Origin of the sequence: Microbulbifer variabilis, from assembly GCF_020524905.1 — a bacterium.
GTDB classification, from domain to species: Bacteria; Pseudomonadota; Gammaproteobacteria; order Pseudomonadales; family Cellvibrionaceae; genus Microbulbifer; species Microbulbifer variabilis_A.
The window spans coordinates 59,961-83,200 of record NZ_JAIVKI010000013.1 but is presented as its reverse complement, the minus strand read 5'-3'; the positions used below and the strand labels follow the sequence as shown (position 1 = coordinate 83,200).

Here is a 23,240-nt window from a genome sequence, read left to right as displayed (position 1 = left end):
TGAGGAGGAGACATTTTTTGTGCATGCTGATTTTGTAAAGTTTTCCGTTGCTTTCTCGATGACTCTCTTCCCGTGTTTCCCTGAGAACCACTTGGCAATCTCCAAAAAAGTTCCCTTGCCCCGCGGTATTTATGACCTATTTCACGGCCACTTTTTTCCTCTGCAATTAAAGTTCGCGCACCGGGCAGACCCTGTGCGGTGGCAGTGCTTGTGGGCTCTGTCGAGGATTTTGCAAACAGAAAAGCGGCGGCTGATAAGTGACGATGATGTCAGAAGTAATTGGACGGAAATCCTGGAATAATGCGCTTGTTGGTTTAGTGCTGCTCTGTATTTGGATTGCTTTATTTGCCCCGCAGGCTAGGGCGGATCACAACTGTCCCTCATCTCCGGATAACCCCGCATTTTTTAATATCCTTGACCATAGCTATAGTAATAGCTGGTGTGAACTCTGTGGCGATGGCCAAGTGACCATCGTAATTGATGTTCCCAGCATCCGCAGTGGTTTTATGGGAACCCAGCATATTGAAAATATTGTAGTCACAGAAAACCTGGGGACTTCACAGCTGGAATATGTTCCGGGTTCCACTAGAGTAAGCTCTGGTGCTGTTTTAAGCGAACCTACTGTCAGCGGCACTACTATCCGTTGGGACCAAAACGACCTATCTGCACTCGCTGCACGAAATGAAAATACTACCTTATGGATTACTTTCGGTGTGCGCAGTAGGGCAGACCGTGAAGAGGATTTGGTTAATAACAACCGCACTATCAATGCCTCTGCCTCTTTCGACTATTGTGGTGATTCCGAGACAGATTACGATAGTATGGAATTGGCTATTAAAGAGCCGCTGCCCTCCGTAGATAAACGCGGTCGTAATATCGATGCGGGTCAAACTAACTACACCAATGATGTTTACGGCAATATCAATGATGATGTGATCTGGCGTATCGCTATCTCCAATGCTGGGGATGCAGATATGCAGGATGTACGCTTTGATGATTTGATGACCAACCCGAATATGGACATCAATTATGCCTGTTCCAGCGAATCAGCGGCGCAGGCTATCGCCAATAACAATGGCTCCAATCCAGGTGTCTCTGGGTGTGTTTCAGCCAGCAACAATATCAATAATTTTGAGCTTGATGGCAGCTTCTCCGGTGGTTCAGGTCGTACGGATGTTCCTGCAAGCTCAACCTTGAATATCTATCTGGTAGGTAAGGTAAACACCTCTTGTAGCGACGGCACTAATACAGTTTCGGACATACAGTGGGGTTGTGAAATTGATGATGATACTGGGGTGGGCGGAATTTCCTCCCCGGCTGTAGGGTCCGGGCCTGGCTCAGATTCAGAGAGGATATACGCACGCGTTGCCGACGCGCTCGATATTACCCAGGTCATTACCGGTACCAACCTGAATCAGCCTTTGGGCTCCGCCGGGTTTGTAACTATTACCATCAATAACCAGACCCGCGGCTCGGTTAAGGATATTCAGTTCGTCAGTGATCTGCCTGATGAATATGTTGTGGATACCACCTATACGCCACAAATCATTCGTGAACGCCGCGGCATTGATGGGCATGGGGCGAATTACAGTTCCACTTATCCCGGTAAGGCCGATACCCTGCAATGGCGTGTGGGTAGCAACTGGAATCAATGGCACACTGACCCATTGCAAAATAACAAGCCGGAATTTCGTCTGCTGAGTAGCACTACGCACCCGAATTATTCAGACCAGCGCAATATGATGCGGGAGGGGGACGAAATTCAGATTCGTTTCCGTATTGTTACCACGGAGCCGAGCTTCTACGACAAAATGGTTGATCTCGATGTTGAGGAAGAGACCGCCGGCAACGGTAAGGACCCCAATAGTAATATTCGGCTGGCAAATAATGTCTTAACGATTAATTACGAAGACTTTTGCTCCAGTACCAATCCTCCGACCCAAGTTGAAAAGCAGTCGGTTACACCGGACCCGGAAGACCTGGATATCAGCACCGTACACCCTCTGTATATTGTGCGGGATAGCGGTACTTCTGAGCTGACGGTTGATGTAACCAATAACGGTGGTCACGATGCGGACAACTACGATGTGTATGTCACCTTTGGTGAAGCTATGCGCGTGCTGTCCAATGACCGAGCCTGTACTGCAATTGGCAAACCAAATCCTGGTACTGTGCCCAAGCACCCATTGTGGAATCAGCCAGCCTTTCTTCCTGCCTCTTCGACCGTTTATCGTTGCTCCAACCTGGGAGGAGTGATTGAGCCGGGTAAAACTGAGCGCATTGTCTTCCAGGTGGAAAAAAACCACTCGGCTACCGACGATGACCTTACTTTCCGTGCGGATGTGGTGGGAGAGATAGCCCTCTCTGATGGTGCACCACTGTACTTCCCCAACCCCGTTAAGCTGAGTCAAACAACACCTGAGGAACAACTTGCCAATAACTATACCCTCGACGGCATGCGTGCGCGGGTAATGGGTTTTAACTTAATCAAGGATCGCTCTGATCAGTGTAACGAATTGACTTCAGAGGGGGCTTTTCCTGATGACAGTGTTCTGATTGGTGAAGAGTGTCGCTTTGAAATCCAGGCCGGTGGCTGGTTTGGTTTCGATACACCCGGGTTTACTCTTATCGAAGTACGCGATATCGATGTGCTCGATGACCTGCCTGATGGTCAGGGCTATATTAACGATGCTCCGCTTAACTGTGCCGATGTCACACTGCCGCACCCAACTTCCCAGGCCAACTGTGTGGTAATTCCCAGCGGTGATATCGTAGAAAGTGGGGGTTTGAATATACCCCTCAGTGAAACAGATTTTCTCTGGGAGGTGACTTCCAAGATCACCTTGCGAGACCGCTGGTTCCTTGCGGATATGACCACACGCTTGCTCAATGATCCGGTGGATACCGAAAATACCGATCCAAACCAACACGCAAACCTCAGCACCGACTACGGACGGGCTAAATTTACCGCAGTGTTTGATACCGAAACAATTGTGGTGGATAATTTTAATACCAGCGGGATCTTGACTAATATCGACGGAGTTCCGACTACCGTACCGGGCTTCCCGGATATTACTGAATGGTCGGAAACCGTAACCGTCTCTGAGCCCCATATCGAAATCGATAAGAAAGTCTGTAACGAAAACCTCTATGGTATAGGCAGTAGCTGTACAAATTTCGTGGACTTTACGAATGAAGGTCACCGGGACCAGACTTATATTTTCCGCTTGACCCTGACTAACCGCGCGGCAGATGTTGGAGTAAACCGTGCTCCGGCCTATGATTTGGTTGTTACCGATACCCTCGACCCCACCGGGCAGATGTGTGTTCAGGCCTTGGGCAGCGATGGTTTGGATAACGATGGCGATGGTTCAGCGGAAACGAATAGTGGTGACGATGGATGGGTCGGCACCACTGCCGGGGCGAATAATTACTCTGAAGCTAGCCATTGTAGCGATGGTGGAACTCCGGCCATTGTTACCTTCTCCTATGAGCACTCATCGGCATTGGAGCGAATTAATCCCGGTGATTCGGTAACCCTTTATTACCGAGTGAAGCCGCATCGCTCCGTAGCGCCATTGCAGCTATTCAATAACACCTTCTATGCCCGCTATGACAGCCTCGAAGGTGACTTTGGCCACCAGACTGCCACACAGATCGATAGTGATGCGGACAACGATGGTGTCGGGGATGGTACTCCTGCAGCAGGGCGTGCACGCCACTATAAAACGGCCGATGCCGAAGCGCGTATGCAGATTATTGAGGTAAAAGCGGAACCTAAAAAGGCCCTGGAATTTTCCAATGGCACTGCCAGTGGCACCAATAGCGATACTGCCGTTGTTGGTGAGGAAGTTCGCTACCGATTAACCGCGAAAATCCCCGCGGCCAAGTTGCGTAACTTTGTTATTCGCGATGAATTACCAGCGGGTATGCGGTGTATTGAAGGGCAAACGGTTAACCTTAATGCTTCGCCTTATGATGCTGCTGGATTTATTCCCGGTGGTACTTTTAGCGCAACCTGTACCAGTACTGGTACTGCCGATTATGTGGAGTGGGATTTTGGTGACCAGGAACTCACAACGGTAACCGGCAGTCTGTTTGATTTCCCAGTTGAATTTATCGCACGTATCGAAAATAGCAGTAATACGGACGATGGCGATTTACTGGGTAACGGGGGTAGCTACACCACCGCGCAGGTGAGTTATGTGGATGAGGCCGGTGGCAATATCGTAGTGCCTTTCGATTCCCACGAAATTACCGTGCTGGAACCGAAAATAAAGCTCAACAAATCCTTCGCCGTAACCAATAGCGATGCGGACGATATTCTCACAGTAACCGTAACCGCGGAAAATACCGGTACCGCCGCTGCCTATAATCTGCAGGTACTCGATGACCTGACCGGTACAAAGTTGGTTTACGTTGGCAATATCGGTGGTAATGATCCACCCCAAAATGTTGATGTCACTACCGTAGGTGCCAATGCACCGATCTTTAGCTGGAATCGCAACAATGCCGATTACAGTATTGCCGTTGGTGCCACTAAATCCTTTACGTTTGATGTGCGCGTAGAGCAGGGCGTGGAGCCCCATGAAATTCTTGATAACACTATTCAGGCTCGCTGGCAGTCCCTGCCGGGCAAAGATACTTCATTGAATAGCAGCAAGACCATCGGCAACGATGGTGCCGCCGATGGTATGCGTATTGGCGTACTGCCCAATGGTGGTGACGCTATCAATGATTATGAAACCAATGCCAGTGCCCAGACAGAAGTCTTGCCACTGCAGATGAGTAAAACCGATTTGCTGCCGGCGGTAGTTCCCACTATCGGTGCCCATAAAAAATTCCAACTGGAGATTCGTTTACCTGAAGGTATCAGCCAAAGCGTTGCGATTACTGATCAACTGGGCAGCCCGGAAGGTTATGTCCTGAGTCATAATAGCGATTACGACATCAGCTACGACTTTATTGGTATTGAGACGATCAATGGCGCTGCGCCATCTGAAGCCGCATTTAAGAGCTTTCCCGCAGACAATACTTCTGGCAATGCCACCTGGGATATCGGTACCGTCGATACGAATAGTGAAAATGACACTGCAGGCGGAACCATTGAACCACTGATCCGCATTACCTATTTCGCCCGTATCGCCAATGATTTGGCTACCAACGACGGTGACTCACGTCGCAATGGTGCCACCCTGTCTTATAGCAATGGTGAAACCGGGGCCGGGGAAAACCTCAATCACAGAACTGCCGCGGTTACCGTGGTAGAGCCCCTGTTAACGGTGAGTAAAACCGTGAGCAATGCAACCAACCCCGGCAATTTACCGGTGGGTGGCGATGTATTGGAGTACGAAATTACCGTGGCCCACGCTGGTGGCTCCACCGCTGCCGCTTACGATTTAAATCTGGTGGACACACTGCCGTCGGAACTGCAGCTAGATAATCGTTTTACTCCGACGGCATTGATTAACGGTGGCGCTGTGGCTGGCTTTATCGCTACACCGGCGGCGGCACCGAACGGACCGTTGATTTGGGGTCGCGATAACGGCGATAACAGCCTGGATCTGCAGTTGGGTGAAACCCTGGTGATCAACTATCGCACCCAGGTGAATGGGGTTTTTGGTTCGCCGATTAGTAATAGTGTGATGCTGGACTGGACCTCACTGGATAGCAGCATCATCAATGATCAGGCCTATGAGCGTGATGGCGCCGGCTGCCCAAGTATTTCTGCACCGGATGACTACTGTGTAGGCCCGGCCAACGCCAGTATCGATACGGTGGATAACACCAGTCTCTCCAAGACTGTGATTGCGGATTCCGATAGCGCTACCCAGGTAGGCACACTGCGTGTTGGTGATACGGTAACTTATCAGCTGGTCCTGAATCTACAGGCGGGTACTACCCCAGCGGTGACGGTAACCGATACGCTGCCCAGCGGTTTGGAATTTGATTCCATTGTCAGCGTAAATGGCGATACCACCGCCCCCTACGATGACAATCTAAATGATTACTCCTATGCGGCGATTGCCGTGCCCACTGCCGGCGATACCGGTACGGTAACTTGGAACCTGGGGGATGTTCGCAGTAATTTCGGCAATACCAATCACTTTGTGATTGAGTACACCGCCAAGGTGCAAACCGGTGCAGGCATTGCCGTACCCACCGCCACTCTAACCAATACTGCGCAATTGAATTACACCGGTGCCGCCAGCGCATTGCAGGACAGCGCCAGCATTACCGTGCTGCAGCCGCGCCTCGCGAATCTGACCAAGACCGATGCCAACTGGCCCAGTTCCCATATGAATGTGAACCCGGCCAATGATGTGATGCAGTTTACCCTGCAAGCCTGCAACACCGGTTTGGCTCCAGCCTATGATCTGTCATTGACCGATGATCTGGCTACGCAGATGGACCAGAATTCCATCGCCAACTTGCGGGTGTCTCTGGATGGCACAGTACTGACGCAGGGCGCTGACTACAGCTACACCGCACCGATAAATCGCGGCGACGATATGCACTTTACTCTGCAGGTGCCTATCGAAGCCGGCGCTTGTTTGGATATTTATTATGAAATTGGTTTTTATACTGATATCGGCGGCGGTGAAAATTGGGTAAACACCTTTACTGCCAATGAATTTTGGTCACTGCCCAGCAAGAACGGTGAGCAGTATGCCCCGATTCCCCTGGCAACCCCTTATCCGATGGGCACGGTTGCCACCACGGTAACGCCGCCACAGAAAACCCTGCTTACTGCCCTCACAGCGGCAGTGGGCGAGGAAGTGGTGTACCGCATTCAAGTACCGGGCAGCGCCACCACCGCGGCGATTCACGATTTGGTGATTACCGATGTGCTCGACCCCAGCCTGACACTGGTGCAGTTGCAGGAGATTAACGGCCGCGCATTTACTGATAACACCAACAATAACAATATCGCCCTGGCCGTGGATATGATTCCGGCTGGTGATGTGGCGATTTTTGAAGTGCGTGTGCGTGTTGCCAATAACGCAACCGCACAGGCGGGGCACAGTTTTGCCAATGAGGCCAGCTATACCTTTGCCGCCACCAAAGGTGGTGCGGCTCAGGCAGGCGGTATTGGCGCTGCGCCGGCGCTCACGATTGTAGAGCCGGATTTATCCGCAACCAATGCCGTAGCCAACCAGACCAGCCCCGGCAATGACCCGGATGCGGGCGATATTCTGCGCTTCACTCTGGATCTCAGCGCTGCGGGCAATACAGAAAATTCTGCCGCATTTGATTTGGCAATCAGTGAGCAGCTTTCTCTCGGCCTGCAATTTGTACCGGGCAGTGTCTCCTTTGCCGGTGCTGCCCAGGCTGATCCCACCGTAACTGGTGATGGGGTCAATAATGCACAAAGCCTAGTTTGGAACCGTGCCAACAGTGATCTAGACATCGCCGCGGGTAATAACAGCCTGCTGGTATTCGATGCATTGGTTTTAGATGAAGTATTGGCGGCCGCGTCGCTTTCTGCCAATGCCCGTATCGAGTGGACCAGCCTGGATGAAGACAACAGCAGTCCCTACGAGCGAAATGGTGCTGATGGTGTCGGCGGTTTAAATGATTATGTGCTGGAAAATATCGCTGCACAGCTGACTGCCGCCAATGACAGTACCCTGAGTAAAACCCGTGTCGACGACAGTTACGGTAGTGGCAATGCCCAGTTGCGTATCGGTGATCTGGTGGAATACGAGCTGCGCCTGGCATTGCCCGAAGGCTCAGCGCCAAACGCACAGATTGTCGATACCCTGCCACAGGGCATGGTGTTTGTCGGCACGGTATCGGTTAATGCCGACAACAACGCACCCTTCGCGGCTGTGGCGCCTTTCGCCCACAACGATATTGCCGAGCCGGTACAGGCTGGTGACCCCGCGATGGGCCCAACAACTTTAAGTTGGAATATTGCTGATCTGCGCAATCTCGGCGATAACAATGCAGCCAATGATGAATTTGTGCTGCGCTATCGTGCGCGGGTACTAAACCGCGATGTACATCCATGGCCTGCCAATAATACGGTGCTCACCAATAATGCGGTGTTTAGCTTCGATGCGGCCACCGGTACAGAGGCCCGCAATGACAGCGAAACCCTGGATCTACTACAGCCGGACCTGGCAGTAGCGATCAGCGCGACGCCCGCGGGTGGTACTACTCTGTCCGCCGGTGACACGGTCGATTACACCATTACCATTACCAATAATGGCTCAGCACCGGCCTACGACCCAGTCTTTAAAGATTTGATTCCCCACGGCCTGCGCCAGGGTGGCATCAGTGTACAGTCGATCAATGTGAATGGTGCTGCGGCCGGCGCAATTGCCCCGGCGTTCGATAACAGCACCGGTGTTGCGGTTTGGGATTTCTCTGCGGGAACGGGTTATGCCATTAATCCGGGTCAGACTTTGCAGATGGTGTATCGCGTACAGGCCGATGCCAACTTAGGCGCAGGCCTCAATCTGCAAAATGCGGCCACTGTGGAAACCTATTATTCACTGGATGGCGATAATTTGCCTTCCCAGGGAGCCACTGCGGTTGCTTTGGATATGCGCGAAGACTACGGCCCCACAGCTCCAGTGGGCGTGCAGTTTAATACCCCCAATGCCGCGCCGCTGTTAATTGAAAATACTCAGCCCACGGCCTCGATAGGCGAGCCATTCAATTACCGTATTACCATTCCGCAAACGCCACAGCCGGCAGCTCTGCACGATGTGAGCGTGCTGATCGACCTGAGCTCTTCTGCCGCGGATCTGGAATTTATTGGTGCGGCCAAGGTTTCCGGTAAAAATGCATTTACCCCGCAAAATACCGGTTCCGCCTCCGCGCTGGTGATTGCCGATAGCACCAGTGGCATCGACATACCGGCTGGTGAGCAGGTGGTGCTTGATATCACTCTGCGCCTGCGCGACAGCAATCCGCCCAATGTGGATGGCTTCCTGTTTAGCAACAGCGCCAGTTACAGCTACAACTACGGCAACGACAATCCGGCGTTGGGGCAGGGCGCGGGTGCTGGTAATACCACTTTGGATATGCAGGTGGTAGAACCCACGGCGATTACCCTGACAAAAACCGGCCCCGCCAGTGTGCAGTCTGGTTTGCCCGGTACCTTTACATTGGACTTACACAATATCGGCACCGGCCCGGCTTGGGATATCAGTGTGACCGATATTCTGCCGGACAATAATCCCGGTGGTATGTGTGAAATTGCACCAAATAATTTTGCTGCGCAAATTACAGACGCTGCCGGTACAGCGGTTGCCACTCTGAGCGAAGGCACCGATTTTAATGCGGCCTTTGATGCTGCCAGCTGTACGCTCACCCTCACCTCGATTGGCGCTGGGGCAATGTTGGCTGCGGATCACCATCTGCTGCTGAGCTACGACGCCACCCTGGATGCGGATACCCGCGATGGCGATGCGCTGACCAATGTTGCCGGGGTAACGCTGTGGCACAGTTGGGATAGCACTGCGCCCGAAGCACGCCAGTACACCCGCCCGGCGCCTACCGACGGCACTCCTGGGGTTCTTGATCACGAGGACGCGTTCAGCGTGAGCGCCTCGGTACCCAAGGTGACTTTCTACAAGACGGTGGAAAATGTCAGCCGTGGGCAAAACCCAGCGAACGCAGCCAGTCCTGCAGAGGTATTGCGCTATACCCTCACCCTGGAAAATGTCAGCGGTGTGGATGTCAGCGGAATAGAAATTACTGATGATCTTGGCCGCCTCAACAACTTGCCGATGTTCAAATCGGGTTCCCTACAATTGGTATCCGCGCCGGCGGGTAGTGATAGCAGCGGCACCAATACCACTGGCGGTACCCACAGCAGTGGCCTGCTGCAGGTGAAAAACCTGGATCTGGCAGCCAATGGCAATGCCGGTGACTCTATTCAGTTGGTGTACGAGGTCACGTTGACCGATGTGATTGACAGCGGTACACCAGTAATGAATCAGGCCCAGGCGCAGCTGCCTGGACAACTGCTGCAAAACAGTGACGATCCCAATATCAACGGTGTCGATGATACCGATGTGAGTGGCGATGAAGATCCCACTCAGATAGTGATCGAATCCGAGCCGGTGCTGTTAGTACAGAAAACCTCTGTTGATAGAAGCGGTGATGCCGATCTGTTGATGGTTGGGGATACTTTGCGCTACACCCTGCGTGTGGAAAACACCGGTAACGAAAATATCGTCAACGCTACCCTGCGTGACCAGTTGCCAGCCAATACCACTTACGTTGCCAGTTCTACCACTTTGAACGGTACGGCCATTGCCGATGTGGCTGGCGCTTCGCCCCTAGTGGCAGGCATGGAGATTAACAGCGCCGGTGAAGCCGCTGGTTTTGTCGGTGCTGGTGCCGCAGGGCTGGAAGTCACTTTTGAAGTGACCATTAATAACGTCAAAGACGGCACGGTGATTTCCAACCAAGGCTTTGTCAATGCCGATGGTGCCGGTAGCGGCCCAATGGCGGAGGCGCCCTCGGATGATCCCGCTACTCCGGCAGTTAATGACCCCACCATTGATATCGTTGGTGATGTACCGCTGTTGAATGCCCATAAAACCGTGGCGATCGCCGTGGATAACACTTCCGCAGGCCTGGTCGATCCTGGTGATGTACTGCGTTACACCATCGCTATCAGCAATGTTGGCGGGGTTGATGCTACACAGGTAGCACTTACTGACCAGGTGCCGGCAAACACCACTTACGTGGCTGGTAGCACCCAGCTAAATGGGACTGCGTTGGCGGACCTGGCCGATGGCAGCTCGCCATTGACCAATGGTTTGGCCATTTCCTCCAGCGATCTGACACCACCGTTACTTGCGGTAGACAAAGGTGTGATCAGCTCTGCGCGCACCGCAACAGTTACCTTTGATGTTGTGGTGGACGCGTCGACTCCGCGGGGCACGGTCATCAGTAACCAGGGCAGTGTCTCTGCCGATGAATTACCGCTGACCTTGACCGATGCCGATGGCAACCCGGCGAATGGTGCCCAGCCCACGCAGGTGGTGGTTGGGGATGCGCAGTTGCTGTCAATCGTGAAGGAAGTTGCGGTTGTCGGTGGCGGCGCCGCCGAAGCGGGCGCGCAATTGGAGTACCTGATTACGGTGCAAAATATCGGTGCGGTGCCGGCAGCCGATGTGTTGATCATCGATGATCTGGCCACTGCCGGTGGTGCCCTCAGTTATGTGGGCAGTTCGGCCCTGCTCAATGGTCGCACCCAGGGCATTGCGGTAAATGGCAGTGAAATCAGAGCGGATTACTCCGCGCACTATGGGGATCTGGCTCCGGGGGCCGCGGTAACGCTGCGCTTCCAGGCCAAGCTCGCCGAGTCACTGGCCATTGGCCATACGGTAGTGAACACTGCCGAAGTACAGTGGGGCGCTCCGTCCTCCAGCCAGCAGGCCAGTGTTTCCATTGATGTGGGCGGCACACCGGGCATCGCTAATCTGGCCGGTTACCTGTGGCACGATGTGAATTTCAATAACCAAGCCGATACGGATGAGCGCCTGCTATTGAACTGGGCTGTAGATCTGTATTTTAACGGTGCACTGCTGGAGACCATCCAGACCGATGATAAAGGCTACTTCCAATTCCAGGGACTGATGCCCAATGGCACCGGTGGTGCTAGTTATGAGATGCGCTACACCGCACCGGATGCCGGTGAAAATAGTGCTTCCTTGGGCAATCCGGCTTCTGGCTTCACCAACGGGCCGCAGCGGATCAGCGAGATCTTCGTAGCCTCTGGAGCTAACCCGCAAGATCTGAATCTGCCGCTGACACCAAATGGTGTGGTGTACAACTCGGTATTGCGTGAACCCATCACCGGTGCTGTTCTGACCATGCTGCGTGCCAGCTCTGGCCAGGAGCTGCCGGATCGCTGTTTCGAAGATGAAAAACAACAGGGCCAGGTGACCCGTGCCGGTGGCTACTACAAGTTCGATATTAATTTCGACGATGCGTCTTGTCCGGCCAATGTCGATTATCTGATTAAGGTGGATATCGCCGATGATGGATTTGTCGGCGGTGAATCTCTGATTATCCCTGCGCAAACCAATGAGGAAACTGCGGGCTTTGATGTGGGTGCCTGCCTCGGCAGTAATGCCGACATGGTGCCGGGAACCGCAGAGCACTGTGAAGTGCAGCTGTCCCCGGCACATCCGCCGCTGGATATCGAAGCGCGCGATGCGTTAACCAATTACTACTTGCGCCTCTCTCTGGATGACCAGCAGATTCCAGGGGACAGCCAGTTGTTCAACAACCATATTCCCATGGACCCGAACCTGGAGGGTGCCCTTTCCATTACCAAAACTGCGGCCATGCTGAATGTGACTCGCAGCCAGCTGGTGCCTTACACCATTACCTTTGGCAACAGCTTGCCGGTACCGCTCACAGATTTGCAGCTGGTGGATTTCTTCCCCGCTGGCTTCAAATACGTGGCCGGCTCGGCGCGCCTCGACGGCGAACCGGTAGAGCCGGAGACAAAAGGTTTGCAATTGATCTGGTCCGACCTGCGTGTGGAAGCCGATCAGACCCGCGAGCTAAAACTGCTGCTGGTCGTGGGTTCCGGTGTGGGTGAGGGCAAGTACGTGAACCGCGCGGCTATGTTCAACCAGCTTTCCGGACAAGCAGTCTCTGGTGAGGCCTCAGCAACGGTACGCGTGGTGCCAGACCCCACCTTCGACTGTACCGATGTGATCGGCAAGGTCTTCGACGATAAAAACATGAATGGCTATCAAGATGCCGGTGAAGGCGGCCTGCCTGGTGCGCGAGTGGTGAGTGCAACTGGCCTCAATGCTACTACCGATGCTCACGGTCGATTCCATATCACCTGTGCTGTGGTACCGAATCCTGATCGCGGTTCCAATTTTGTGCTCAAGCTCGACGACCGCAGTCTGCCCAGCGGCTATCGTCTCACCACGGAAAACCCGCGTGTAGTGCGCGCGACCCGAGGCAAGATGGTGAAGTTTAACTTCGGTGCCAGCTTGCACCGGGTGGTGCGACTGGATATGGCTGAGGCGGTCTTTGAACCGACAACTACCGAGATGCGTCCCCAGTGGCAGTCCCGTATTGAACTGTTGCTGGAAAAACTCAGTGAGGCACCTTCGGTGTTGCGCCTGTCTTATCTCGCGGAAAATGAAGACCCGGATTTGGTGGAAGAGCGTTTGCAAGCGATCAAGACTGAAATTGCCGACCAGTGGGCGCGTAGTTATGGCGACTACGAATTGACTATTGAAACGGAAGTATTCTGGCGGCGTGGTGCGCCGCCCAGCAAAGGAGGGTGGCAGTAATGTCCTTTGCAGATAGCGATAAAAATCGCAGTAGTATGGAACCGTCGAGTGCTCTAGTTGCTGTAAAAAAAACTGTTCGCACATTTCGCCGACGTGAGCGCTGTCTGGCTACGGCCATCGCCCTGGCACTGGCGCTACCGGCACAAGCGCAACAACCAGTTGTCGCTGAGGGTGCTGAGCCCCAGGAGTCGAGCTGGTGGCAAGTGTGGCAAAAAATTCCCGGACTGGCTCCAGAAATAGAGGAGCCACAGGCAGAGTTTGAGGAAAAGCCCATCGGCAGTAATACAGAAAGTATGCTGCTGCGCGCCCCGGCCAATCGATGGATGCAGGATGCAGGGTCATTTATTGCTCCGCCCGAGCCGATTGTGCTGGAAGACTTTATCGAACCATTACCGTTTTCCGCTGTGGAGGATGAAGTTTCTCCTGAGGCTATAGAGTTATTGCGAGAGAAACTCACGGAGTTGGGTGAAAAGCCAAACTTCAAATTGCACTTTATAGGCCATACCGATTCCGATCCGATAAAAAAAGAATTGCTGGCGGATTACCAGAGCAAAGAAGAATTTACTCAGGCGCGGGCTCAGTTTGTAGCGGACTTCTTCCTGCAGGCCCTGGACTTGCCAGAGGAAATGATCACCGTGGAAGGCCGCGGTGATGTTGAGCCAATCGTCGACAATATCACCACCGCAGGACGCGAACTGAATCGCCGCGTGCAGGTGCAGGTGACTTACGATGCCCTGGATGAAAAAGCCATGGCGGCACGCGCCCGCGCTGAAGCCCTGGCGCTCAACCGCGTTAAAGTATGTCGCCAGGAAACGGTTTGTAGGCTCAACTATACCGCGGGTACTGAGCAGCGCGCGCGCTTAAAAAACCTGGTTAACCCTCTGCGCTGGCAGGCAGGGCAAGCGAATTTGCCCGAGGCGTTTTTACGCCGCATCCGCGAAGTGCGCACAAACTTGGCCAATAAAAATAACCTGGTCATCCATTTTGTCGGCCACACCGATGCACTGCCTCTGCAAATTGGGGAAAGTTCCGAGCAGCAGCAGAGTGCCTATCGGGAAAAATCCCATAGTGAGGCTCGCCGTGTTGCTCTGGCAGTGCGCGACGCTCTGGGCCTGCCGGACACCATGATTACCAGTAGCGGCAAGGGTGCCAGTCAGCCTATTGCCGCCAATGACACACCTAAAGGCCGCGCCCTAAACCGTCGCGTGGAAGTGGAATTCTGGTACGACGATCCCCTCGAAGTAGCGGTGGACGGGGTACAGGCCTGTCCGGAAGCGGCGGCTGCAGAAACCATTACCATTGCACACCAATCCCTACGTGGAGACATACCGCCCATTCGCTTCGATAATGGCGATCCGATTATTACCCAGGCACAGCTGACCCAAATGCGTGCGGCCATGGGGGAAATCGCCAGCAAGGCCAATGTGCGCTTGAGCTTTATTGGCTACAGCGAAAACAAACGTATGGATCGCCGTGAAGCCATGGTTTATGGCGATGATGTGGGGCTTTCTGGTGCACGCGCCCGTCGTGCTATGGAGCAGGTAAAAGAGCTTCTCAGCCTTGAAGACACTCAAGTGCAATCGGAAGGTCGCGGTTATGTGCAGTCCGACGATGTAGTGGCCAACGGCTTCACCTTGGATGAAGGTGCCAGGGTTGAAGTACAGGTACTCTATGATGAGCTGGCGATTCTGGCGGAGAGTGACCGCCTGGAAATCGAGCGCATTAATCGCGAGGCTATCGCTAATAATCCCTATTCGCTGAATTTAATGCGTATTACCGTGGATGGCAGCCCGGAGTATGACCCCTATAAAAACTCAGCTGATTTACAGCGCTGTACCGATGTGGCTCTGGATAAAGCCAATATCCAGTTCCGCTTCGATAACAAAAAGATGCAGCCGCGCCTGAATGTTTCAGCCTGGCCCAATACCATCCGCTATGCGGATAACCCGGATACGGAACACAGCGAGAACCGCGTAGTTTTCCGCAGCTATACTAACTATCCCACCTTTATTGAGCAGGCCGAGGTGCGCCTGTTTGAAGAGGGGCAGTCTTTGCGTGACACTCCCCTTGATGTGGTTCCGCTGACTGCTGGTGAAGGGGAGTGGTTTGCGGAATTTTCCCTGTTCCAGGCGCCGTTAAAAAAACTGCACTATGTGCTGCGGGTGTACGATAAAAAAGGCCGCTTCGATGAAACCACCGAACAGACTCTGTGGTTGGTGGATAAGGTCGAAGAGTCCACAAAAGATGTGGATGTCTCCCAGGAATTACTGGTTGGCTACGGCGAGAACCGCCTAGCGCGACGAAATATTCCTCTGGACGGCAACAGTGTGCTGGTGAACGGTGCCGAGGTGCCGCCAGGGCACACCGTGTGGCTGGCGGGCAACCCGGTACCGGTTAACGAGCAGGGCCAGTTTGTGGCCGAGCAGATTTTCGACCCCGGTATGCACACCGTGGAAGTGGCTGTTCTGGATGAAGAGGGCAATGGCGAATTGTTCCTGCGCGACCTGGAATTTGCCAAAAACGACTGGTTTACCGTGGGTATTGCCGACCTTACGATCAGTTACGATAAGACCAACGGCCCAGCGGCGCTGGTGACCGGCGATGAAACCCACTACGACAATTCTGTCAGCTACGACGGTCGCCTGGCATTTTATACCAGCGGTGGTTTCGGTGAGGGCTGGCGATTATCCGCCAGTGCGGATACGGAAGAAGGGCCGGTGGATGATCTGTTTTCCAATTTTATGGAAAAAACCCCCGATGCGTTGTTTCGCCGTTTAGATAGTGATCTTTACTATCCCACCTTTGGTGACGACTCCACCGTAGTGGAAGATGCGCCCACTTCCGGCAAGTTTTATGTGAAGTTGTCCAAGTACGACGACTACGGCCTGTGGGGTAATTTCAAGGCGACCTATACCGATAATGAACTGGCGCAGATTGACCGTGCACTCTATGGTGCCAACGGTCACTTCGAAAGCGATTCCATGACCAGCTTCGGGGAAAAGCGTTTCCAGGTGGATGCCTTCGGCGCGGAGCCAGGTACTATTGCCGGGCGCGATGAATATCGTGGAACCGGCGGTTCCCTGTATTTCATGCGACATCAGGATATTCTCAACGGTTCCGAGCGTTTGCGTGTTGAGGTGCGGGATAAAGACTCCGGACTGGTGCTGGCCGTAAAAAATCTCTCGCCGGTCATTGATTATGATATCGATTATATTCAGGGCCGCGTACTGCTGAACAAACCGCTATCCGCCCTGGCTAACGATAATTTATTAATTCAGGATGGCTCCTACAACGGCAATCCGCAGTATTTGGTAGCCCGCTATGAATACACCCCCGGTTTTGAAGAGATGGACACCCTGGCCTTTGGTGGCCGTACCCATTACTGGTTTGGAGATCACGTAAAGCTGGGGCTCAGTGCTACCCAGCAGGATGAGGATGACAACGAAACCGCGTTGCAGGGCTTCGATATAACCCTGCGCAAAACCGCCGGCAGCTGGCTGAAAGTTGAAGTGGCCAATAGCGAAGGCGGTAACCTGGATACCACCAACTCTTTGGATGGTGGTTTCACTTTTGATAATGGTCAGACCTTAGACCCCGAGGCCTCTGCGGGTGCGACCAAAGTAGAGGGTAGCCTACAGCTGGGAGATTTCTTCGAAAGCCTGCGCGGCTCCAGTAATTTCTACCACCAGCAGCGCGAAGCCGGATTCTCCGGCCCCGGCCAATTTGCCCGGGGCGAAACCACACTGTTTGGAGTCGGGGTCAACCTACCTCTTGGTGAAAGTTTCGATGTGGGCTTGAAAGCGGATAATAAAGAAGAGGAATTCGGTCTGCACACCAGTGCTACAGATCTGATGCTCGGCTACCGCCTCAACGATCACTGGCGTCTCAGCTCCGGCGTGCGCAATGATAGCCGCGAGGATTTCTCAGAGGTCGTTGCAGCCACCCAAACCGAGGGCGATCGCACCGATATGGCGGTGGAAGCCAGTTATGATTCCGGTGAAAACTGGAGTGCTTTCGGCTTTGTACAGGGCACTGTGGAAGTAACCGGCACCCGTGAGGAAAACAACCGGGTTGGTATGGGCGGCGCCTACCGGGTGAGCGACAGACTCACCATGGATAGTGAAGTCTCCAGCGGCGATACCGGCTTGGCCGCGCGCCTGGGTACCGATTTCCTGGTGAGCGATAGAACCAGCGTATACTTGAATTACACCCTCGATAACGAGCGCAGCGATACCGGCGTGCGTGCCCGCAAAGGCAATATGAGTACCGGCTTCCGCAGCCGTTATTCCGACACTTTGAGTATGTATGGTGAGGAGCGCTACAGTCACGGCGATGTCTCTACCGGCCTGACACACGCCCTGGGTATGGACTTGGCACCCAACGACCGCTGGACATACGGCACCACAGTAGAGGCGGGCACCCTGGAAGACCCACGCACCGGCGCCAAAACCGAGCGCAACGCCCTGGGTCTTAATATAGGCTATAGCCTGGATGAAATCCGTTTGGCTTCGGCAGTGGAATACCGCACCGATACCATGGAAACCGCACTGGATGAAAATACCGTGCTGGAATCCGAGCGCGATACCTGGTTGTTGAAAAACACCCTGAGCTATCAACTTAACCCAGACTGGCGCTTAGTCGGCAAGTTTAATTACTCCGACAGCAAGAGCTCTCAGGGCGAGTTCTATGATGGCAAGTTTACCGAAGCGGTAATGGGCTACGCCTACCGCCCGGTCAATCACGATCGCCTCAATACGCTATTGAAATACACCTATTTCTATAACGTGCCCACCAAAGATCAGGTAACCGTAGAAAATACCTCGGCTGAGTTTATTCAAAAGAGCCATATTTTCTCCGTGGATGCCAGCTATGACCTTACCCAACGCTGGACCTTTGGAGGCAAATATGCCTACCGTCTGGGCCAGTTAAGCCTGGATAGAGAAGACCCAGAATTCTTCGACAGCCGCGCCAGCCTCTATGTACTGCGCGCAGACTGGCATTTTGTAAAACGCTGGGATCTCTTAATCGAAGGCCGCCTACTCGACTTGCCCGATGCACAGGACAGTAAGAGTGGTGCACTGGTCGGCCTGTACCGACATATCGGTGATCATTTGAAGTTGGGGGTGGGTTACAACTTTACCGACTTCTCCGATGACCTCACCCAGCTAGATTACGACAGCCAGGGGATGTTTGTGAATATTGTTGGGAAGTTGTGATTTTAGGGTGTGGGGGGATAGCCTGAAAAGCTCAGAAAACTGCTAGTTAAGTTGTTACATCAGCACCTTTTGATTTAAAGACTTGATTTTACTTACAGCACGTAAAAAAGAAGGCCCAGTGGAGTATTGGCACTCCGCCGGGTCTTTTTTTGTGGAATTAGCCTATCAGCTTCATTAATTCACTATTGTTGAGGGCTCATAGGAGTGAGGTTTTTTGTTGGTATCTAGTAGGGTACCCATCTCTAACTAGAAAATATAAGATACCCCTGCTTGCCATACACCAAGGTTATCCAGATCGAATTCCACTCGTTCGTTTTCAGTTATTTTATATTTGCCGATCTGTCCGATATTGTATTGAATGTATTCAGTGTTCATACGCAAGGAGTCGGTGAAGTTGTAGCGAAACCCACCTCCAAGGTGGACGAAGCTTTTGTTGAATGATTTCGACTCGTGGACGTCGATACCTTCAATTATCCCTTCCATAGACAGAGACCAATCTAGCTCGCCAAAGCTATAACCTCCTAGCAGGTACAGGCAGGCTCTTTGGCAGGATTTCGATAGTTCAAAAATACCAGTCAGGGAGAATACTTCTAAATCATACTCTTGCCAGGAATCAAAGATTAGCGCCGTGACGGGATTGTTCTCATCAAAATCCCATGCGTCAATTTTATCAGTAGAAACGGTGCTGTAGCTTAATCGCAATTCCAGTGGATAATTGTCAAAGTCTGCCCCTATTGAAATACTATTCCATGACTCGCTCTCAGAAGCAGTGAATTCTAAGTAGCTAAACTCCTTTGTATTTCCTTTCTCAGTTGTTCGATAATCTCGAGTGAGTTCCATTTCGCTATACCCTGTGTTCAAGGATATATACGGATGGAAACTTAGTGGCTTTTGGTTGCCGAACTCGGCTGCGCTAGTGTTAGTTGAAATAACAAGAGCTCCGAGAAAGGTGGTTAAACGGGAATGCATGGCTTCCTCCATATGGTTACTACGCTTTTTCTTACTTTCTAAGGCTAGGCCCTAATGTTTAAAAAGGGTTGAAGCCAATCAATATGGCGACAAGGCTTCGATCGGTAATACTGGGGTCAGGAGTGGAGAAGTAGTGAATTCTTTTGGTCTTCACTGCTTAGGTAAGACTGACAACAGGTATCCTGTCTTCCTACAAAGCGGCGGATACTTCTTACATCTACGATATGCCCTACCTCAGTTACGGTAAAAAAAGGCGTAACAATACTCAAAAATCTACTGTCTGACAATGAGTAGAATTTAGACTTGGCTTCATGTAATTGAAGATTAGAAAAAGAAAGTGTTGGTGCTTCTGTACCTAATTGAACCTTCTGACCTTTCATGAGTCGAGTCTTACTTAAACGAATGTTCTCAGTGAATGATGGCTTAGTAGCTAACTCATAATTTCTATTAGCCAGTTTTGGATATGAATTATAAACTTGCCTAAATAGAAAGTGAGGCATTCGTAATCTTTTTTCCGCTATTAAGCGGTAGGTTATTTAGGTGCTTGGGGTGAAGAAGTTTTTTATATTGTTTGTTGGAAAATGAAATGATCTTACTTTAAATGTAGACTGTCTTTGATAGATATTGATTAATATCTATCAAAGACCGGCGCTCTATATTGGCGATCAACCTAAGATCGCAAGCAATCTATTTAAGATTATTTCTCGGCTAATTTTGATATATCAACTTCAAGTCCTGCCAAATGGGTTGTAAGCTCCTCAGGAATTTCAGAGCTTACTTCACCACCTAAGTGCTCTGCGAGAAATTCTTCCATTTTTATCAAATAAGCCAGCCTGTTAATACGCTTGCTAAATCCGTGCCCCTCATCTTTAGCCAAAATATACTCGACAGCTAAGTCTTTTTGATACATGTCTATAGCAATTTGATCAGACTCAAGTTGAGTAACGCGGGGATCATTTGCACCCTGAACCAACAGTAAAGGTGCTTTAATTTGATCCGTAAAGTTTAAAGGTGATCGGGCCTGCATATCCTCTCGGTCTGCTTGAATCAAAGGATCACCGACTGCTTTGAACCAGTTGGAAATAAATGGTCGATAATACTCCGGGAATGACTCAACCAAGGTGACTAGGCTTGATGGGCCCACAAAAGATATCGCGGCTGCATATACATCGGGGGTGAAAGTCAACCCGGAAAGTGCTGCATAGCCTCCGTAAGACCCACCCATGATGGCTACTTTATCTTTGTCCGCAATGCCTTGCTCCACTAGAAACTCAACACCATCAGTCAGGTCATGTTGCATTGCACCGGTTCCCCACTGGCGATTACCCAAAGCGATGAAGGTTTCACCAAAGCCTGTAGATGCACGAAAGTTGGGCTGTAATACCGCATAGCCGCGATTCGATAGCAACTGAGACACGCGATTGAAAAAGCTATCACTAAGCCTCCAGTGATCTCTTCCCCATGGGCCACCGTGAGGCAATACCACTAGCGGCAATTGACTGCTCTTGCCTTTGGGCAGAGTCAGATAAGCTTGAATAGTAATGCCGTCACGGGCTTTATAAGTAATAGAGCGTCTTTCTGCCAGAGATTCCGTATCTAACCTTGTATCTTTATCAATCAAGCGCCTCAGTGATTGGTCTGCTTGATTGTAGGTATAAAAAGCCCCCAGATCGACATCACTGGCAATATCTAGCAGCCATATGCCAGCCTCCTCATTGATGGAGACAACATCAATTTCAACTCTGCGTGAAAATTGACTGGTGATATATTGCCAATGCTTTTTGAACTCCTTACTAATTGGATAATCTTCTCGATATCCATAGTAGTAAGAAACCAGCTGAAGCTCTCCATCTTTACTGAATAAGGTTTTATAAACGTCGGATCGTTGATTAGGGTCGGTGTGAACGTCAACAATTTCCCCTGAATTTAAATCCAGTTGTTTTAATCCTGAAGTATCAGCCTCGCCGAAGCTGGATTCGAAATACACTCTTCCAAGATCTGAATTATAACTGGATAGGTGTAAAATTTCTCCCGCTTCAGTTTTCAGGGCTTCTTGCCAGGATTTATTCTTATAAATAAATAACTGCATTGATGTATCCGGGTTCGATCTCACACCAGCAATGGGAAATCCTTTAGGATCAATCAGCACATCATGAAAACGCTCGGTATTGGTCATCAGTGATGTAAGCTTACCGGCTTCAGTATCCAGCCGATAAAAATTTAATGTCATCGGATCGTCGTGATTCGCAATGAGTGTAAGGGTGTCAGGTATTTTTGAAGCCTGTCCCCAAAGTATGTAATTGACACCTTTTTTCGATGTTAAATTTTGGGTGTTCAGCAAATTTAGAGTTTTATCCTTTACCTCCAGATCCAATCGGAAAATCTGGTGCTGTTCGTTTCCATCGGAATCTTTAGAAACAAACATACCGAGCTGATGTTTATCCCAATAAAAGCTATCTGCTCCATCGGCAAAAGCAGTTAAAGGGAAGGCATCCTCAACACTCCCATCACTCGGCATTACATAGATATTTGGTGCTCCGTTGTGTTGCTGGAGCCAGGCCAGCCATTGACCATCAGAAGATAATTTGACTCCATTGATTTCAGAGTCATTAAAGAAACTCTCAATAGGGAGTAACTCCTGTTGGGCTTCTGTTGATGCTGAATCCTTTAAAACGACATTCATGCTACAGCCGCTAAATGCAGCGGCTAAGCTCAGCCAGCAGATGGTTTTACGTATTGACCAACGATGATTCTTTAATTCCATGGACTTAACTCCTTATCAGTGATGACCATGGATATACTGTAGAGCAGCTATAAATTATTGTAAAGCAATAATTTATAGCTGAATTGCAGAAACTTGATACTGTTGTATAATGTTTGCTTATCCCATAGGAGCTAACCTGTGAAGCAAAATATTCAGGTATTAAGTACGCGTCTGCGCTGGGCTATCGTCGCTGTCAGTTTGATTGCCATAAGCATTTTGCTGATCAACTACTTTGTCTACGACAAGAATGCCTTCAACAGCAGCAACCCACTTTTCCAGGAACTTTGGGCGCTAGGTGACCAGTACAGGTCGATGCTATTACTTGGGCAACTGCCAATCTTTGTGCTTTCCGGCCTGTTTATCTATTGGCTTTGGCGACTTTTTGGTCAGTACGCGAAGGGTGACTATTTTGGTAAAGAGAGTGACCGCTGCTATGTGTGGTTGGTTTGGCTCTATGGGGCTTCGATCCTAGTACGCATGCTGGAGTCTTTGTGGCTCAGTTATCTATTGTATTTGCATGAAAATGAACTAACCCTGGTGCTGTCATTGGATGTCGGCAGGCTTTTCACATTATTCGTACTTGTGAGCGTCCTCTATATTTTGCGAGCAGCAAAACAAATTGAGCAAGAAAACAAAGAGTTTGTGTAGCATGGCTATTATTGTCAACTTGGATGTTATGCTGGCCAAACGTAAAGTCAGCTCTAAATCGTTGGCAGCAGAGATAGGAATTACCGAGGCTAACTTGTCATTATTGAAACGTGGCAAAGTGAAAGGGGTCAGGTTTGATACCTTATCGGCAATATGTGAAGCGCTTGAATGTCAGCCCGGTGATATTTTGGAGTTCAAACAAGATGAGTGATCTATTTTTTTCTACCCAGTTTTACCCCAGGAAGGGAGTGCTTGGGGTACTACCGGGAAATCTTTAGTTCAGCAGTTAAGGACTGAAGTGAAAACTATTGGTCTTCTTTAGTCTCCTATACCTTCCATTCAAATATACTA

The 23,240-nt window shown here is 51.2% G+C and carries 6 protein-coding genes; 4 read left to right on the top strand and 2 right to left on the bottom strand.

Annotated elements, in window-relative coordinates:
* Nucleotides 1-266: 266 nt before the first annotated feature.
* Entirely contained in the window at nucleotides 267-13,292 is a 13,026-nt protein-coding gene (locus tag LC073_RS14775) for an isopeptide-forming domain-containing fimbrial protein (protein WP_226648019.1), read from the top strand.
* Nucleotides 13,292-18,508, top strand: a complete 5,217-nt coding sequence (locus LC073_RS14770; RefSeq protein WP_226648018.1) for an OmpA family protein — start codon at nucleotides 13,292-13,294, stop codon at nucleotides 18,506-18,508. Before LC073_RS14775 ends, LC073_RS14770 begins: the two co-directional genes overlap by 1 nt.
* A 246-nt stretch (nucleotides 18,509-18,754) precedes the next feature.
* Here the strand turns inward: LC073_RS14770 and LC073_RS14765 are convergent, their stop codons facing one another.
* The gene (locus LC073_RS14765; protein WP_226648017.1) at nucleotides 18,755-19,477 is read right to left on the bottom strand and encodes an outer membrane protein; all 723 of its coding nucleotides are present in this window, start codon (nucleotides 19,475-19,477) and stop codon (nucleotides 18,755-18,757) included.
* Nucleotides 19,478-20,174: 697 nt separating this feature from the next.
* Nucleotides 20,175-22,241 (bottom strand): alpha/beta hydrolase family protein, encoded by a 2,067-nt coding sequence (locus LC073_RS14760; RefSeq protein WP_226648016.1) that lies wholly within the window; start codon nucleotides 22,239-22,241, stop codon nucleotides 20,175-20,177.
* Nucleotides 22,242-22,379: 138 nt separating this feature from the next.
* On the opposite strand from LC073_RS14760, the gene LC073_RS14755 reads away from it, so the two are divergent.
* Nucleotides 22,380-22,889, top strand: a complete 510-nt coding sequence (locus LC073_RS14755) for a DUF2975 domain-containing protein (RefSeq protein ID WP_226648015.1) — start codon at nucleotides 22,380-22,382, stop codon at nucleotides 22,887-22,889.
* A 1-nt stretch (nucleotide 22,890) separates the two neighbouring features.
* Nucleotides 22,891-23,100: a helix-turn-helix domain-containing protein gene (locus LC073_RS14750; protein WP_152453048.1), complete on the top strand. Its 210-nt coding sequence runs from the start codon at nucleotides 22,891-22,893 to the stop codon at nucleotides 23,098-23,100.
* The last annotated feature ends 140 nt before the right edge of the window (nucleotides 23,101-23,240 follow it).